This window comes from Thiothrix winogradskyi, assembly GCF_021650935.1.
Lineage (GTDB): Bacteria > Pseudomonadota > Gammaproteobacteria > Thiotrichales > Thiotrichaceae > Thiothrix > Thiothrix winogradskyi.
Genome location: NZ_CP091244.1, coordinates 3,659,148 through 3,674,830, shown reverse-complemented (window position 1 = coordinate 3,674,830; position 15,683 = coordinate 3,659,148). Strand labels below are relative to the sequence as shown.

14 protein-coding genes are annotated in these 15,683 nt (G+C 51.7%); 7 read left to right on the top strand and 7 right to left on the bottom strand.

What is annotated here, in order from left to right; translation table 11 throughout:
• Nucleotide 1 precedes the first annotated feature (1 nt).
• The 6 genes from asd to murA all read right to left on the bottom strand — a co-directional run bounded on the left by asd (nt 2) and on the right by murA (nt 5,926).
• On the bottom strand, nt 2-862 hold the full coding sequence (gene asd / locus L2Y54_RS18170) for an archaetidylserine decarboxylase (protein ID WP_236498062.1): 861 nt from the start codon (nt 860-862) through the stop codon (nt 2-4).
• A 116-nt stretch (nt 863-978) separates the two neighbouring features.
• Nucleotides 979-1,458, bottom strand: coding sequence for a hypothetical protein (locus tag L2Y54_RS18165; protein ID WP_236498061.1), 480 nt, complete (start codon nt 1,456-1,458; stop codon nt 979-981).
• 189 nt (nt 1,459-1,647) lie between these two features.
• Nucleotides 1,648-2,949: a histidinol dehydrogenase gene (gene hisD / locus L2Y54_RS18160; protein WP_236498060.1), complete on the bottom strand. Its 1,302-nt coding sequence runs from the start codon at nt 2,947-2,949 to the stop codon at nt 1,648-1,650.
• Nucleotides 2,950-2,959: 10 nt separating this feature from the next.
• The gene (aroG, locus tag L2Y54_RS18155; RefSeq protein ID WP_236498059.1) at nt 2,960-4,021 is read right to left on the bottom strand and encodes a 3-deoxy-7-phosphoheptulonate synthase AroG; all 1,062 of its coding nucleotides are present in this window, start codon (nt 4,019-4,021) and stop codon (nt 2,960-2,962) included.
• Nucleotides 4,021-4,662, bottom strand: coding sequence for an ATP phosphoribosyltransferase (gene hisG, locus L2Y54_RS18150; RefSeq protein WP_236498057.1), 642 nt, complete (start codon nt 4,660-4,662; stop codon nt 4,021-4,023). Before hisG ends, aroG begins: the two co-directional genes overlap by 1 nt.
• 4 nt (nt 4,663-4,666) lie before the next feature.
• Nucleotides 4,667-5,926 carry a UDP-N-acetylglucosamine 1-carboxyvinyltransferase gene (murA, locus tag L2Y54_RS18145; protein WP_236498055.1) on the bottom strand — a complete coding sequence of 420 codons (1,260 nt, stop codon included), beginning with the start codon at nt 5,924-5,926 and terminating at the stop codon, nt 4,667-4,669.
• 164 nt (nt 5,927-6,090) lie between these two features.
• On the opposite strand from murA, the gene L2Y54_RS18140 reads away from it, so the two are divergent.
• From L2Y54_RS18140 to L2Y54_RS18115, 6 genes are all read left to right on the top strand, one after another.
• Nucleotides 6,091-8,547, top strand: a complete 2,457-nt coding sequence (locus tag L2Y54_RS18140) for a CBM9 family sugar-binding protein (RefSeq protein WP_236498054.1) — start codon at nt 6,091-6,093, stop codon at nt 8,545-8,547.
• A gap of 25 nt (nt 8,548-8,572) precedes the next feature.
• Nucleotides 8,573-8,995: a DUF3293 domain-containing protein gene (locus tag L2Y54_RS18135; RefSeq protein ID WP_236498053.1), complete on the top strand. Its 423-nt coding sequence runs from the start codon at nt 8,573-8,575 to the stop codon at nt 8,993-8,995.
• Nucleotides 8,996-9,087: 92 nt separating this feature from the next.
• Nucleotides 9,088-10,761, top strand: a complete 1,674-nt coding sequence (locus tag L2Y54_RS18130; protein ID WP_236498052.1) for a thiamine pyrophosphate-binding protein — start codon at nt 9,088-9,090, stop codon at nt 10,759-10,761.
• A gap of 72 nt (nt 10,762-10,833) precedes the next feature.
• The gene (locus tag L2Y54_RS18125) at nt 10,834-11,853 is read left to right on the top strand and encodes an AAA family ATPase (RefSeq protein WP_236498051.1); all 1,020 of its coding nucleotides are present in this window, start codon (nt 10,834-10,836) and stop codon (nt 11,851-11,853) included.
• Complete coding sequence (locus tag L2Y54_RS18120; RefSeq protein ID WP_236498050.1) at nt 11,846-12,055, top strand: hypothetical protein; 210 nt, start codon at nt 11,846-11,848, stop codon at nt 12,053-12,055. The genes L2Y54_RS18125 and L2Y54_RS18120 overlap by 8 nt, the downstream gene beginning before the upstream one ends.
• Nucleotides 12,039-13,544 (top strand): hypothetical protein, encoded by a 1,506-nt coding sequence (locus tag L2Y54_RS18115; RefSeq protein WP_236498049.1) that lies wholly within the window; start codon nt 12,039-12,041, stop codon nt 13,542-13,544. Before L2Y54_RS18120 ends, L2Y54_RS18115 begins: the two co-directional genes overlap by 17 nt.
• 2 nt (nt 13,545-13,546) lie before the next feature.
• Here L2Y54_RS18115 and L2Y54_RS18110 read toward each other — a convergent pair whose 3' ends face one another.
• Nucleotides 13,547-15,121, bottom strand: coding sequence for a bifunctional GNAT family N-acetyltransferase/carbon-nitrogen hydrolase family protein (locus tag L2Y54_RS18110; protein ID WP_236498048.1), 1,575 nt, complete (start codon nt 15,119-15,121; stop codon nt 13,547-13,549).
• 162 nt (nt 15,122-15,283) lie between these two features.
• On the opposite strand from L2Y54_RS18110, the gene arfB reads away from it, so the two are divergent.
• Complete coding sequence (gene arfB / locus L2Y54_RS18105; RefSeq protein ID WP_236498047.1) at nt 15,284-15,676, top strand: alternative ribosome rescue aminoacyl-tRNA hydrolase ArfB; 393 nt, start codon at nt 15,284-15,286, stop codon at nt 15,674-15,676.
• The last annotated feature ends 7 nt before the right edge of the window (nt 15,677-15,683 follow it).

The following is a 15,683-nucleotide window of genomic DNA, read 5'->3' as shown; positions in this document are numbered from 1 at the left end:
TTTAATCCTTTGCGGGTAATTCTGCTAATGCTTGTCCTAACTGAAGCGCTACGTCAGCCCCTAGTGCTTGATTCCATGCCAGACTGGGGTTTTCCAATAATAAGATCACGGTAGAACCCATATTGAAACGCCCCATTTCCGCACCTTTTGCCAAATTAACATCTGGGAATGTTTGACGCTTGACGCCCCAACCTTGTGGAGGCGTGACCAGCCCATCCCATACTGTTTCAATGGCGGCAACATTGATTGCGCCCACTAAAACCATTGCTAGCTTGCCGAATTCGGTATCAAACAGCGTCACGACTCGTTCATTGCGGGCAAATAAGCGCGGAATGGTGCGCACGGTATGCCCCGCCACGCTGAAAAGTCGCCCCGGTACGTAAACTTGTTCAGTCAATGTGCCGGTGAGTGGCATGTGAATGCGGTGATAATCACGCGGGGACAGGTAAATCGTCATGAACTGACCCTGCATAAACGGGGCAGCCCGCACATCATCCCCGCCGAGCAATTCCACGGCAGAATATTCATGGCCTTTGGCTTGGAAAATGCGCCCCGCTTCAATTTTACCCATTTGACTAATGCGCCCATCCACCGGGCTAACCATTACCTGAGCGCCTGCTGCCATTGGGCGCAGGGCAGGTTGCAATGGGCGGGTGAAAAACGCATTAAAAGTCAGATAACTCGCGGGATCAGGGTTGAGCGCTTCCGCTAAATTGACCTTGAACACCTTGCTGAATAAACGGATGGCGGGGGGAACCAAGGTTGGGCATTGGATGCGGGTCAGGCGGAATACCAGCCGGGAAATAAAGTGGTGCGGCAAAATGTACAGTGGCCAAGCTTTTAGAATATCGGGTAGATTCATGCAGAATTCGTGTGTTAGCGGCTAAAAGCGGGATAATACGGTAAAAGCGCTGAGAATAAACCAAAAAAGGCATCCCGAAGGATGCCTTTTAGCAAACTGTGGTGCTTGCGTTAGTCTTATTGAGCAGTAACAGGTGCAACTGGAGCAGCAGCACCTGGTGCTTGTGCAGTAGGCATCGCCATTGGTGGAGCCATCATGGCTGGAGCGAAACCGTTGTTCGCGCCGTTAGCAGCAAAGTTGTTGTAGCCGTAACCGTTGCCAGTGCCGTTGCCGTAGCCATAACCGTTGCCAGCACCGTACCAGTCGCCATTGCCTTTGCCGTTAGCAGCCATGTCGGTATCCATGTTAGTGCGACCTTTGCCTTTGAAAGTGATCGCGAAATCAACTTCACCGTCAGCATCACCTTTACCACGACCCCAGCCGTTTACGTCGCCGTTACCAGTGCCGTAACCAGTACCTTGACCGCTGGTAGAAGCAGTGCCTTGACCAGCGCCTTGACCAGTAGCAGAACCATTGTCAAAGCCATCAGTGAATTCAGCAGAAGCAGCACCAGCGAAAGCGATCAGGGCAGCGAAAGCGATAGTTTGCAGTTTCATAATTTTATCTCCTAGCGAATGTTTTTGGAAAGTTTCAGTATGGGATAATAATAATATTAGCACTTACTAATGTAAAGAGGGTTTTGGAGGTTTTCTGCAAATTTTTTGCAATTACGGTGAACTTTTTGCAGTGAACAAAAAAGCCCCGACAAACGGGGCTTTTGGAGGGGAAATGATGAACAGAAGCGCTTAGTCTTTGATGCGATATTCGGCTGAACGGGCGTGTGCCACTAAACCTTCGCCGCGTGCCAATACGGAGGCAATCTTACCCAGTGCTGAAGCACCTTCTGCTGAACAATCAATCAAGGAAGAGCGTTTCTGGAAGTCATACACCCCCAGCGGACTGGAGAAACGTGCAGTACGTGAAGTCGGCAATACGTGGTTTGGCCCCGCACAGTAGTCACCCACCGCTTCCGCTGTGTAACGTCCCATGAAAATCGCGCCTGCATGACGGATTTGCGTTGCCATTTCACGTGGATTCTCCACGGAAAGCTCCAAATGTTCCGGCGCAATATAGTTGGCGACTTTCACCGCTTCTGCCATATCTTGCACATGAATCAACACACCACGGTTTTGCAGCGAGGTAGAAATGATCGCCTTACGCGGCATTTCTTCTACTAAACGGTTGATGCTGGCTTTCACCTGTGCGATGAAATCCGCATCGGGGCAGACCAGAATGGATTGCGCGTCTTCGTCGTGCTCTGCTTGCGAAAATAGATCCATCGCAATCCAGTCCGGGTTGGTTTTACCATCGCACACCACGAGGATTTCGGAAGGGCCTGCAATCATGTCAATACCGACCGTGCCATACACCATGCGTTTGGCAGTGGCGACGTAGATATTACCGGGGCCGACGATTTTATCCACTTGCGGAACGGTTGCTGTGCCGTAAGCCAGTGCCGCAACCGCTTGTGCGCCACCGATGGCAAACACGCGGTCAACGTTGGAAATCGCGGCGGCTGCCAGTACCAATTCGTTGACCTCACCATCGGGGGTGGGTACGACCATGATTAATTCTGGCACACCGGCAACTTTGGCAGGCACGGCATTCATCAGCACCGAAGAGGGGTAAGCCGCTTTGCCACCGGGGACGTACAAACCGACCCGATCCAACGCAGTGACTTGTTGCCCCAGCAACGTGCCGTCGGCTTCGGTGTAACTCCACGAATCCAGCAATTGGTGTTGGGCGTAAGACTTTAGGCGAGCTGCCGCTGCTTCCAAGGCGGTACGCTGTTCTGGCGTGATTTTGGTCAGTGCTGCTTGCACACGATCGGCAGGAATTTCCAGTTCCGCCATGCTGCCCACACTCATGCGGTCGAAGCGGTTGGTGTATTCGACTACCGCCGCGTCACCGCGTTTGCGCACATCTTTGAGGATACCGTTGACGGTGTTGAATACCGCGTCATCGGAGACGCTTTCCCACGCCAGCAGGTCTTGCAACTTGCTCCAGAACGCGCTGTCGGTGGTGGTTAATTCGGTCATGTTGAGCATGTGTTAACTCCTATTGCTTACGCCGTGTTTCTACAGCTTCCGCCAACTGACGCAGCACTGCTTCGGTGGTGTCGAAGTTGATGCAAGCGTCGGTGATGCTTTGTCCGTAAACCAATTCTTCGCGCTGTTTGCCGTCGGCTTTTTGGTTGCCTTCGACCAAGTGGCTTTCAATCATCACACCGCTAATGGCTTTGTTACCTGCGGCAATTTGCGCGGCGACATTCGCGGCGACTTCCGGTTGGCGGCGATAGTCTTTGTAGCTATTCGCATGGCTGAAATCGACCATCAGATACGGCGGCAGTTTGGCCTTTTCCAATGCGGCGACGGCAGCGGCAACACTGGTCGCATCGTAATTCGGCTCTTGCCCACCGCGCAAAATCACGTGGCAATCTTCGTTACCTTTGGTCGCAAAAATCGCGGTATGCCCTTCCTTGGTAACAGACAGGAAATGGTGCGGGCGGGAGGATGCGCCAATGGCGTCAATCGCAATGTTCAGGTTGCCATACGTGCCGTTCTTGAAACCAATCGGGCAAGAAACCCCTGAAGCGAGTTCGCGGTGCGCTTGGCTTTCGGTAGTACGTGCGCCAATCGCTGCCCAGCTTACCAAATCCGCCAGGTATTGCGGGCTAATCAGATCGAGGTATTCGGTAGCAGCAGGCATTCCCATATTGTTCAGATCCAGCAATAACTTACGCGCCATGCGCAAGCCTTTGTTGATGTGGAAGCTGTTATCCATATCCGGGTCATTGATCAAGCCTTTCCAGCCAATGGTGGTGCGTGGCTTCTCGAAATACACCCGCATAATAATATGCAACTGATCTTTTAACTCATCGCGTAAGGGCTGCAAGCGCGTGGCGTATTCCATTGCTGCATCCACATCGTGAATGGAGCATGGGCCAACCACTACCAGCAAGCGGTCGTCTTCACCGTGCAGGATGCGGTGTGCAATTTCACGGGCGTCATGCACGGTTTCGGTGGCGGTTTCGCTCAGTGGGTATTCACGGTGCAGTTCTACCGGCGGCGTGAGTTCGTGCATACCGATGATGCGTAAGTCGTCGGTTGGATATTTCATTAGGCGTTCCTCTGTGCGACAGCCGCCTGAATCTGGGCAATTAGCTCACGAATCGGGGCGTGTTTAAGTTTCATGGATGCTTTGTTAACGATCAGGCGCGACGTAATGTCTGCCATGTGTTCCAGTGGGGCTAAGCCATTGGCGCGTAAGGTGTTGCCAGTGTCCACCACGTCCACAATGCAATCGGCCAAGCCAACCAGTGGGGCAAGTTCCATCGAGCCGTATAGTTTGATGATGTCGACTTGACGGCCTTGTTCGGCAAAATAGCGCCGTGTGCAGTTCACAAACTTGGTGGCGACTTTCAACCCAGTGGTGGGTAATGGGCGATCGGGGAAGCCTGCAACCATCAGTTTGCAACGTGCGATTTGCAAATCCACCAGTTCGTAGAGGTCTTGACCGCCGTGTTCCATGAGCACGTCTTTGCCCGCCACACCCAAATCCGCCGCGCCGTATTGCACATAGGTTGGCACATCGGTGGCACGAATAATGACAATTTTCACATCGTCGCGGTTGGTGTCGAGGATCAGTTTACGGCTGGTTTCGGGGTCGTCCAAAGGTTCGATACCGGCGGCTTTTAACAGCGGTGCGGTATCTTTAAAGATGCGCCCTTTGGATAGCGCAATGGTCAGTGTCTGTTTCACAATCTTATCCATTTACCCGTTGGATACGCGCACCCAGTCGGGAGAGTTTTTCTTCAATACGTTCATAACCACGGTCGGTGTGGTAAATCCTATCCACCGTGGTTTTGCCTTGCGCTGCCAAGCCTGCCAGCACTAGCGAGGCGGAAGCGCGTAAATCGGTTGCCATTACTGGCGCACCTTTGAGATATGGCATTCCGGCGACGATGGCGGTATTGCCTTCCAAGCGGATATTTGCCCCCAGGCGCATCAGTTCGGCAACGTGCATCATGCGGTTCTCGAAAATGGTTTCGACAATCACCCCAATGCCCCGCGACACTGCATTCATTGCCATGAATTGCGCTTGCATATCGGTGGGAAACGCGGGGTAGGGGTCGGTGCGAATATCGACCGCTTTCAGGGTGCGATCCCGCATATCGACTTCGATCCAATCCGCGCCGCTTGTAACCAATGCGCCTGCTTCGGTGAATTTGTGCAGTACAGCATCAAGTGTATCAGGTGCTGCTTTTAATGTCCTCACGCGCCCGCCGGTAATCGCCGCTGCCGCGAGGAAAGTGCCGGTTTCAATACGGTCGGGTAGTACGCTGTAATCGACGCCTTTGAGGCTGGTGACGCCTTCAACGGTGATTTTGTCAGTGCCCGCGCCTTTGATCTTTGCGCCCATCGCAATCAGGCAGTTGGCAAGGTCGACCACTTCTGGTTCACGCGCGGCATTTTCCAGAACCGTTGTGCCTTCCGCTAATACCGCCGCCATTAGCAAGTTTTCGGTACCTGTCACCGTCACAATGTCCATGACGATTTTCGCACCCTTGAGGCGCTTGGCAGTAGCGCGGATGTAGCCTTCTTCGACCACAATCTTCGCACCCATTGCTTCCAAACCACTCAAGTGAATATTGACCGGGCGTGAACCAATCGCGCACCCACCGGGCAGGGACACTTCGGCTTCACCGTAACGCGCTACCATTGGCCCTAATACCAGAATCGAAGCCCGCATGGTGCGTACCAAGTCATACGGCGCAACAAAATGCTGAATGGTGGCAGTGTCGGTGTGGACATTATTGTGTTCGTCAGTTTCCACGGTAACACCCATGCCCGCGATGACTGCCGCGAGGGTGGACACATCCTTCAGGCGTGGCACATTGCGGATGGTCATGGGGGTTTCTGCCAGTAAGGTGGCAGCGAGCAGGGGCAGGACAGCGTTTTTCGCCCCAGAGATTTCTACGTCTCCGTCTAGGGTTACGCCACCTTCGATAATCAGCTTTTGCATGGTATTAAGATCCGGTTCAGTCGCTTGTCAGCAAAAGGATGGAATAATAGCGAAAAGGGAACTTAAAGAACATATTGGTTTTCCAAGCATAACGAATTGGGGAAAAGGCAGTGTTGGCGCGAGGCTTGTGCTGCTGCTTACGATAACATGGGGTTTACTTAATCATGATAAATGCTTGCCATTCAGAGGGAAGCCGCTGGGCTTTGGTTGTTCTGTTGCTATTGGGTTTAGCAGCCATGACACCTGCCGAGGCGTTCTATAACAGTCATTCGGCATTGGGGACGAATACCAATGAAATCATGGATGACGATTCCAGTGTGCCGTTCATTGATTTGATGAAAATGTCCTTGCCATTCCGCGAGGCGCGGCAGTTAAACAAGGGTCACATCGAGTACGATCGCAACGGTTGGCCCAAAAAGATTGCTCAGGGCGGGCAAGCGGGTACGCGCTTTGTCAGCAAATTACCGGCGGGTACGATTCCCAGTGGTAAGTACATTGTGCTGTATGAGGGCGAAGGTAAGCTTGATTACCGTAACGATGCCGCTTTAGTCGAGGGCGTGTTGGGGCGTGACATCATCAATCTCGATCCGGGTAAAGACAATGAGTTAAACGCAACCTTATTTATTTTGGCAACGAATCCGGCGAATCCCATCCGCAATATCCGTATTTTGCCGCTGGGGGGGATTTGTGCGAATAACCCGTTTCAGCGCGTGGCGGGTGCGGGACAGTGTTCGGGGAATTACCTGTCATTTGAACAGCATTCCAGCAAAATCATTTTTAACCCTGATTATTTGACGTATATGCGTGATTTTCGCGTGATCCGTTTCATGAATATGAGCGGGATTACCCGTAACCCGGTGTATGCGTGGGAGGATCGTGCCAGCATTGATCAACAAACTTGGGGTGGTGCAGAAGGGATTCGCGGCGCACCGATGGAAGTGATGGTGGAACTTGCGAATCGCTTGCACGCCGACCCGTGGTTTTCCATGCCTCATGCCGCCAGCAATGACTTCATCCGTCGCTTTGCCGAGTATGTGCAAGCCAATCTTGAGCCGACCTTAAAAGTGTACGTGGAATATTCCAACGAAGTGTGGAATGGCGTATTTACCCAACACGCTTTTGCCAAGCAGCAAGGGGTGCAAATGGGCTTAGACCCTGACCCGAATCAGGCGGCGTATAAATTCTATTCCAAGCGTTCGGTGGATGTGTTTGGGATTTGGGAACAAGTCTTTCGCGGCAATAAGCGGGTAGTGCGGGTGATGTCGGGCTTAATCGGTAGCACACGCATGAGCAAAACCATTTTGTCTTACAACGGTGCCTACCGCTTTACCGATGCTTATGCCGTCGCACCCTATGTGTATGGCGATGCCAATGCTTTACGTCAGGCACGCAGTGTCAGTGATATTTTCCGAGTAATGACTGATCCGAAGTACCCACATTCCTTGCCGAATGAAATCAAATTGATTGAGAAACAAGCCGAGGTGGCAAAAAGCTTTGGGGTGGATTTGATTGCGTATGAAGGTGGGCAACATTTGGTGGATATGACCACCAAATCCGACGCTCAGCACCCGAACCCTCTGTTTTATGCCGCCAATCGTCACCCACAAATGGCAGCCATTTATCGAGACCTCTTGACGGGCTGGAAGCAAGCGGGAGGCAAATTATTTGTGCATTTCAGCTCACCGCGCATTTACCGCAAATACGGCAGTTTTGGCACCAAGGAATACATTACCCAGCCGGATGCACAAGCGCCAAAACATAAGGCTTTGCTGGAATTCACCCGCGCCAATCGCTGTTGGTGGAACGGTTGTTCTGGGGATACGTTGGTGCGGCAGGCAAAACCGGCGGTGACGTTGGAGGCGATGAAAACCCAATCTGAACCCTTGGATGCGACCGCGCCGCAGTACGAACCTATCCACGGTGAACCGCCGCCATTCCCAATGGGAAATATTCCACCAGAAGATGCGCCCTTACCGCCAGCGGAAACCACTTTAGTGACCATGCGCACCATGCCTAAGGAACAATACGTTGCTGGAGGCAATGCCTTGATCCGGCAAGCGCGTAATCCGGCGGATGTCTGGGCGGAGGCTTCTGCCTATCAATTGCGTAATGTGCTGAATGGCAAAATCGACGGCACGGCAGATTTGGCGGCAATGTGGCAAGCAAGCTGGGATCAGCAACACCTCTATTTGCGTATTGGGGTGGAAGATGACCGCCCCGGCGTGAGCGATTCCACGTTGCCTTGGGAAGACGATGCCGTTGAATTGTATCTGGATGCGGATGGTTCCATGAGCCAGCAATATGACCAACGCAACGATTTCCACTTCATTTTTGACCTGAAAGCTGGCAAAGTTGTCTTGGGCAAAAACTCACCGAAAATTGACCGCGTACCATTGAAGCATAGCGTGACCCGTTCCGGTAATGGTTACGTGCTGGATGTCACCCTACCTTGGGCGGGCTTGGGCATTGATCCGCGTGCAGGGCAACGCATGGGCTTGGATATTCATGTTAACGACGATGACGACGGCGGCGACCGCGACGGCAAATTGGCATGGAAAGCCAAACAAGACGAGGCTTGGCGAAATCCTGCGCTGTTCGGTGGCGTGATTTTGGGCGAATAACAGTATCAATAAATGGGGACTTTCAATGATGACAACAGAATTACTGGCGGCGTATCACGCTGCCCATTACCAAGTGCAATACCCACAGGGCGCATTTACGCTGCGGACGGATAGCCCGTCCGATGAATTGGCGCAGTTATTGCGGGAAATGGGACATACGTGTGCGGCGTTTATCACCGCTTGCAATCCGCATAGCTGGCCATTGAGTGAGGCTGAAAATGCCCTTGCGCAACAGCAATTGGCGGCAGAGTTAGCAGAGCACGGTTATATGACCATTCCTGCGATTGGCTTAGATCCGGCGGGCGAGTGGCAAGGCGAGGCGAGTTTTCTAGTGCCGGGTTTGGATTTGGAGAATGCTAAATCATTGGGTGAGCAATACGCACAGAACGCAATTTTGTGGGCAGATTCAGAAACTGCCGTGCCACAATTGGTGCTGTTAGCCGCCTAGTGTTGGAAATTTGCACAAAATCAGTGCCACAAGCGGCGCTGTTTGGGTTATCGTTTGCCAATTCTACGTTTAAGCGGCACAGGTAGCCTTTCATGCAAATTCAGGTCAGCCAACTCATCGTCAAATTCCTGCAACAGTTGGGGGTGGACACGATTTTCGGGATGCCTGGGGCGCATATTTTGCCGGTATACGACGACCTCTACGACTCCAGCATTCAGACTGTACTGGTTAAGCACGAGCAGGGTGCGGCATTCATGGCGGGCGGTTATGCACGTGTCAGCGGGCGGATTGGCGCGTGCATTACCACCGCAGGCCCCGGTGCAAGCAATCTGATCACTGGCATTGCCAACGCTTACGCCGATAAATTGCCGATGATCGTGATTACCGGCGAAGCACCGACCCACATTTTCGGGCGTGGTGGTTTGCAGGAAAGTTCGGGGGAGGGCGGCAGCATTGATCAGACTGCGCTATTTTCCGGTGTAACCCGCTACCACAAGCTGATCGAACGCACCGATTACCTCACTAACGTGCTGAACCAAGCCGCTCGGCAATTGGTTTCTGACGTGCCGGGGCCTGTGGTATTGAGCATCCCGGTGAATGTGCAGAAGGAGCTGGTTGATGCGGCGATTCTGGAAAAATTGCCCACATTAAAGCCGCCACCCAAGCTGCAAATTTCCCCACAACTGTTGGAACAATGCGCGGAAATGATCCGCCAAGCGCAACGTCCGGTGATTCTCGCGGGTTACGGTTGCCTGCAATCGGCGCAAGCGCGTGCCGAATTGCGTCGGTTCAGTGACCACCTCAATATTCCGGTTGCCACCAGCTTGAAGGGCAAGGGTGCTATTGACGAACGTTCCGAACTCGCTTTGGGCAGTTTGGGGGTTACGTCCAGCGGTCATGCCATGCACTATTTCATGGAAGAAGCTGACCTGATTATTTTGTTGGGGGCGGGATTCAATGAACGTACCAGTTATGTGTGGAAACAGGGCGTATTAAACCCCAGTAAAATCATTCAGGTTGACCGTAATGTGGCGCAATTGGAAAAGGTATTCAAAGCGGATTTAGCCATTCAGTCCGACCTTGGTGATTTCCTCAAATCCATAAATGCCTGTTGTGTTCCGCAAGGGCTTGAACCGAAACCACGCCCGGATATTGCTGCCTTCAAACGCCGTATTGACCAGCAAAACATAGCGCATAATACGGTGATTTTCGGGGAAAAATTTGCACTGGTGAAAACCCTGTTTGCGCGGCTGGAACAGCATTTTGACGAAGGCATTGTGTTGGTCGATGACAATATTATTTTCGCGCAAAACCTTTATCGGGTGAAAGCGGATGATTTGTTTGTGCCGAATACTGGCGTGTCGTCATTAGGTCATGCGATTCCTGCGGCAATTGGCGCACGCTTTGCCTTGAAAAAGCCAATGTTTGCGATTCTCGGCGATGGCGGTTTTCAAATGTGCTGCATGGAAATCATGACGGCGGTGAATTACCAGATTCCGCTGACTATCATTATGTTCAATAACCAGACTTTGGGTTTGATCCGCAAAAACCAGCATCAGCAATATCAACAGCGGTTTCTCGATTGCGATTTTCAAAACCCAGATTACGCACTATTGGCACAATCGTTTGGCATTAACCATTTTAAAATCACCAGTGATGCTGATTGCCAACGTGTGTTTGAATTAGCCGATTTTCATCAGGGTATTAATTTGATTGAATTAATGGTGGATCAGGATGCTTACCCCAATTATTCTTCGCGCCGGTAGCACGATGCAGGTTAGGACTTGTGCTATGATTGCTAACAAGCTTGTGATTCATCTGGACTGATAGGAAAAACCATGCTGGAACGCTTAAGTATTGAAAATTTTACTGTTTTTTCCAAAGCCAACTTTGAGTTTGCAGCGGGCTTGAACGTCATCGTCGGTGAAAACAGCACGGGTAAAACGCATGTGTTGAAACTGGCGTATGCAGTGCTGGCAGAAAATTATTATCAAGGTAAGTTAAAACCCGATTCAGTGCCCAACGAAGCGACATTGCAGCAGCACTATGCAAGAAAGATGGACAATGTGTTTCACTCAAGAGGAGTCGATGGACTCATTAGGGGATCGGAAGTTGAATTATCGGTTTCTTTTGAGTTTGACGAAGCAGGTTTGAATTGCGCTTTTACCGTCGATACTTTCATGTTAGGTGAAATCCGCAAAAAACCTAATCAATGGTTGGATGTTCGTCCTGTTTTTATACCGACAAGAGAGTTACTGACAATTTATCCCGGTTTTGTTTCTCTTTATGAAGGGCGGTTTCTTGAGTTTGAGGAAACTTATCGGGATACGTGTTTATTGTTGGGTGAACCACCACTAAAAAAACCAATGGTAGATTTGCTTTCTATTTTAGAAAATTCAATGGGCGGTAAGATTTCCTTAGATAATGGACGTTTCTATTTGGTATTATCAGATAATAAAAAAATGGAAATGCCGCTGGTGGCGGAGGGTATTCGTAAACTAGCAATGCTGGCGCAACTGATTGCGGTCGGCGCATTACAAAAAGGCGGTTATCTGTTTTGGGATGAGCCGGAAGCGAATTTAAACCCGCGTTTGATCAAGGTTGTTGCGCGTGTCATTCTGCAACTGGCAAAAGCAGGTATTCAGATCTTCATCGCCACGCACAGTTATTTTTTGCTGAAAGAATTGGATATTCTGACAATGGAACAGCCTATCCCGACACGCTATTTTTCCTTGCTCAAGGGGGAGGATGGCGTAGTGGTGGAGTCTGGTGATTCCTTGGATGATTTGCAAACCATCGTGGCATTGGATGAAGAGTTAGCCCAGTTTGACCGTGAACAGGATGCACATCATGCCTGAAGTCACAGAAGGGCAACTAACCTTCCATTTTCCAACGGAATGGCAGGCGATAAACTATGACGCACCCAACGGTTTTTATGACACAGTTATGCAACGCGCCCCATTGGATTTTAAAGCCGTTGATATTCTGGCACGTAGCCCGTCGGACACTTTCACGTGGATAGAAATCAAAGAAGGAAGGCTGCATGATGCAAACCTTTGATTTTATCTTGAGTATTCCAGTCGCTGACCGCCCCGCGCATTTACGCAATTGTCTGGAAAGCATTCACCAGCAAATCGCCCGCTACGGCTACGACGGCGGTATGACGATTGTGGTTGCTGAAGACAGCCGTGAGCCGCAGTGCATCGCGGCACATCAGGCGTTGGTGACGGAATACAGCGCGAAAGGGCTGGACGTGATCCATTTCGACCTGCCGGAACAATATCAGGTGTTGCAAAGCATCCCCGCCGCGCAACGTCAGCATTTAGGTAACTTGCTGACTACGCAGCCCGCTGAACGTTTTTACCGCAAAGGGCAGGCCGCAAACCGTAATCTCAGCTACCTGAAAATGCTGCAACTGACGCGGAATAAAGACCGCACCTTGTATTATCTGGTGGATAGTGACCAGTTGTTTTTGCCGGAATTGGATTATTTCCATCACATTAATCAGATTTTCCAAACCAATGACATCGCTATGTTGACCGGAAAACTGGTGGGTGATCCGCCGGTATCGCCCTCGGTGATGGCAGCGAATTTTCTGGATGATGTGAGTGCGTTTTTGCACGAAATTGCTGACTATGATCTCAATGGCGCGTGCCAGTTTCATCGGGATACGCCCGTACCGCACGATGCTGCTTATCACGATTTGGCGAAATTATTTGGGTTTGAACAGCAGACTAGCCATTTTGATTACCCTTGCCCATTATCGGGGGCGCATGATCATCGGGCGTGTCTGGAAACCTTTGCGGCGCGGTTACAGGCGTTTTTCTTTGGCGAACATTTGACGCGCAAGACGGTGTATCAACCGGGTGCTGACCCGTTGGCACTGACCCCGGCACGTACCATTTACCCCGGAAATTACATCGTGAATTTCGATGGGTTGAAATACATTATTCCGTTTGGGCATTTGCGGCTGCGGATGTCGGGGCCGACGGCGGGGCGTTTGATTCAGGCAGAAATTGGGGAGCGGTTTGCGGCGGCGAATTTACCGATGTTGCACAAGCGTACCACGGATGCCGATGACGGTTTCCGCCCCGGTGTGGAGCAACAACACGATGCCGCGATTGATATTTCGGACGAGTTTGAACGCCAGTTTTTTGGCGATTTAATGCTGTTTTCGGTGGTGGCATGGCTGAAACAGTACGATTTGGCGCAATTAGCCGATGCCGTTGCGGTGCAACAGGTGATGGAGTCGGTGGAGGAGGAATTGCTGGCCTTGTATGAGGCGAAACATGGGGCAGTGAATGCGCAGGTGCAAGCCTTGGAACAGTGGGTGCAACAGCCACAGCACGATTGGCAGGGTACGCCCGCATTGGCGCAGGTGTTGCAGTTTTTGGGGAATATTCGCCGCAATTTCAGTGATCAATCGCTGGCTTGGCAGCAAATCCAATCATTTGAGCATCGGGCAAAGCGTAAGCAGCAGGTGTTGGCGGCTCTGCTTGGTTATCAAGCAGAACGCGCCGTGTGGGATGAAGTCGTGGCATTGCCTTGAGGCTATTTTCCTTTCCAGCGGACGTGGTACAAGTCATGGCGGCGATCGCGCAAGTTTTGTACCGAGCCACTGTTGCGGGCAGTCATTAGTAAATCAGGGCGCAGGTCAGCCATGGCGACCATTTCGGTGTTGGGGGTGGTGTCGGCAGCGATACCGTCACGCGCAAACGGCAGGTCGCATGGGGTGAGAATGCAGCTTTGTGCGTATTGAATATCCATATTGGCGACGTTGGGCAGGTTGCCACAGTTGCCGGACATGACCACGTAAATCTGATTTTCGACGGCGCGTGCCTGACAGCAATAACGCACCCGCAAGTAGCCTTGGCGTTCATCGGTGCAAAATGGCACAAACAAAATTTGTGCGCCCTGATCGGTGAGGTGGCGTGCCAGTTCGGGAAATTCCGAGTCGTAGCAAATCAGTACCCCGATGGGGCCGCAATCGGTTTGGATGACATCCAATTCACTGCCGCCTTCGATATTCCACCAATACGCTTCATTGGGCGTGGGGTGAATTTTGGCTTGTTCGTGTACCGTGCCGTCACGCAGGAAAATATAGCAAATGTTTTCCACCCGCCCATTCGGCATCCGCGTCGGGTGAGAGCCGCCGATAATGTTGATATTGTAACGCAACGCCAGGTCGCGCATGGCTTCGCGGAATTGCGGGGTGTATTTGGTGAGCGCTTCAATGGCTTCCACGGGGCTTAATTGCTGCGATTCCATCGACAATAATTGCAGGGTGAAGAGTTCGGGGAACACCACGAAATCGCCTTTGTAATCGGCTACCACGTCAACGAAGTAGGCGACGGCTTCCATGAATTCCTCGAACGATTGCACTTTGCGTTGCTGGTATTGCACCGTGCCGACACGCACGCTATCGGGTTGGCGACCGCCGTAATTTTTCTGTTTGCCTTTGGTGGGCGTTTGCGCGACTTTGGGGTTGCGCCAAATCATGTGAACACCGTACCCCATTGATTGGTGGTCAGCATCCAAATAATGCGGAATTAAGCCGATGAACTCGAAATCATTGCGTAGCTGGAAGGAAAGTACTGGGTCGCGCTGTTCCTTTTTGCGCACGGCTTCGACATACGCTTCCGCCGTACCGTAACGCTTGATGCGGCTGGCAAGCGTGGGCAAACGTCCGGCGAAGACGATGCCTTTCAGCGAGAGGTCTTGCGCTAATTGTTTGCGGGCATTGTACAGACGTTGCCCGATGCGGTAGCCACGGTAGTTGGGATCGACGCACACTTCCATGCCATAGAGCCATTCGCCGTGGGGGTCGTGGGTCGCGATATAGCCGTTGCCGGTGATTTCACCCCAGTTGTGTTGCTTGAATGCGCGTTTTTCGCTGACGCGCAGGGTGGCGCAGTAACCGACGATTTTTTCGCCTGCGACCACCACAAATTGCCCTTCTGGGAAGTGATTTTGCTGCCCGATCAGTACCGGCTCTGGGTAGCCGTACATCCCCGTGCCTGCATAAACGCGCTCGGATAGCGCGGCAATTTGGGGAATGTCATCCATTTTGGCTTGGCGGAGCTGGAGCTGGATAGCGGGGTCGGAAAGTGTGTTGGTGGTAGCCATAAAAAGTGGTTTTGGTGTTGATTGAAAGGTGCATGATATACCGCAGCGCTGTAGAGCGTCAGTATTCCGCGCTGGAATACCAAACTCCCGTCAAATACCTTCACTAATCGGTCATTGGACGTTAAAGTAAACAGTAATCTAGACGCCGTTTTGAAGGTCATTATGAATATCCCGCCCGAAGAACTCGACTTCCAACCCATCCGCGCTCAAGGTTCTGGCGGGCAAAACGTCAATAAAGTCTCGACTGCGATTCACCTGCGTTTCGACATCCGCGCTTCTTCCTTGCCGGATAGTTGGAAAGAAAAACTGTTGAGCTACGCTGATCAGCGCATTTCCAGCGATGGTGTGGTGGTCATTAAAGCGCAAACCCACAACAGTCAGGAAAAAAATCGTGCGGACGCGCTCGAACGCTTGCAACAATTAATCGCGGATGCAACCAAAGTGCAAAAGAAACGCAAAGCCACGCGCCCGACGTTTAGCTCGCGGCTCAAGCGGCTTGACAGCAAGAAAAAGCACAGCGATATTAAATCGGGGCGTAAAAAAGTCGATTATTAGGATTATG

What these genes read in the sequence shown, in the direction of transcription:
- arfB (WP_236498047.1), top strand. Translation starts at nt 15,284, where the DNA reads ATGAATATCCCGCCCGAAGAACTCGACTTCCAACCCATCCGCGCTCAA.
- L2Y54_RS18115 (WP_236498049.1), top strand. Translation starts at nt 12,039, where the DNA reads ATGATGCAAACCTTTGATTTTATCTTGAGTATTCCAGTCGCTGACCGC.
- L2Y54_RS18165 (WP_236498061.1), bottom strand. Translation starts at nt 1,458, where the DNA reads ATGAAACTGCAAACTATCGCTTTCGCTGCCCTGATCGCTTTCGCTGGT.
- L2Y54_RS18125 (WP_236498051.1), top strand. Translation starts at nt 10,834, where the DNA reads ATGCTGGAACGCTTAAGTATTGAAAATTTTACTGTTTTTTCCAAAGCC.
- L2Y54_RS18110 (WP_236498048.1), bottom strand. Translation starts at nt 15,121, where the DNA reads ATGGCTACCACCAACACACTTTCCGACCCCGCTATCCAGCTCCAGCTC.
- L2Y54_RS18135 (WP_236498053.1), top strand. Translation starts at nt 8,573, where the DNA reads ATGATGACAACAGAATTACTGGCGGCGTATCACGCTGCCCATTACCAA.
- aroG (WP_236498059.1), bottom strand. Translation starts at nt 4,021, where the DNA reads ATGAAATATCCAACCGACGACTTACGCATCATCGGTATGCACGAACTC.
- L2Y54_RS18140 (WP_236498054.1), top strand. Translation starts at nt 6,091, where the DNA reads ATGATAAATGCTTGCCATTCAGAGGGAAGCCGCTGGGCTTTGGTTGTT.
- hisD (WP_236498060.1), bottom strand. Translation starts at nt 2,949, where the DNA reads ATGCTCAACATGACCGAATTAACCACCACCGACAGCGCGTTCTGGAGC.
- L2Y54_RS18130 (WP_236498052.1), top strand. Translation starts at nt 9,088, where the DNA reads ATGCAAATTCAGGTCAGCCAACTCATCGTCAAATTCCTGCAACAGTTG.
- L2Y54_RS18120 (WP_236498050.1), top strand. Translation starts at nt 11,846, where the DNA reads ATGCCTGAAGTCACAGAAGGGCAACTAACCTTCCATTTTCCAACGGAA.
- murA (WP_236498055.1), bottom strand. Translation starts at nt 5,926, where the DNA reads ATGCAAAAGCTGATTATCGAAGGTGGCGTAACCCTAGACGGAGACGTA.
- asd (WP_236498062.1), bottom strand. Translation starts at nt 862, where the DNA reads ATGAATCTACCCGATATTCTAAAAGCTTGGCCACTGTACATTTTGCCG.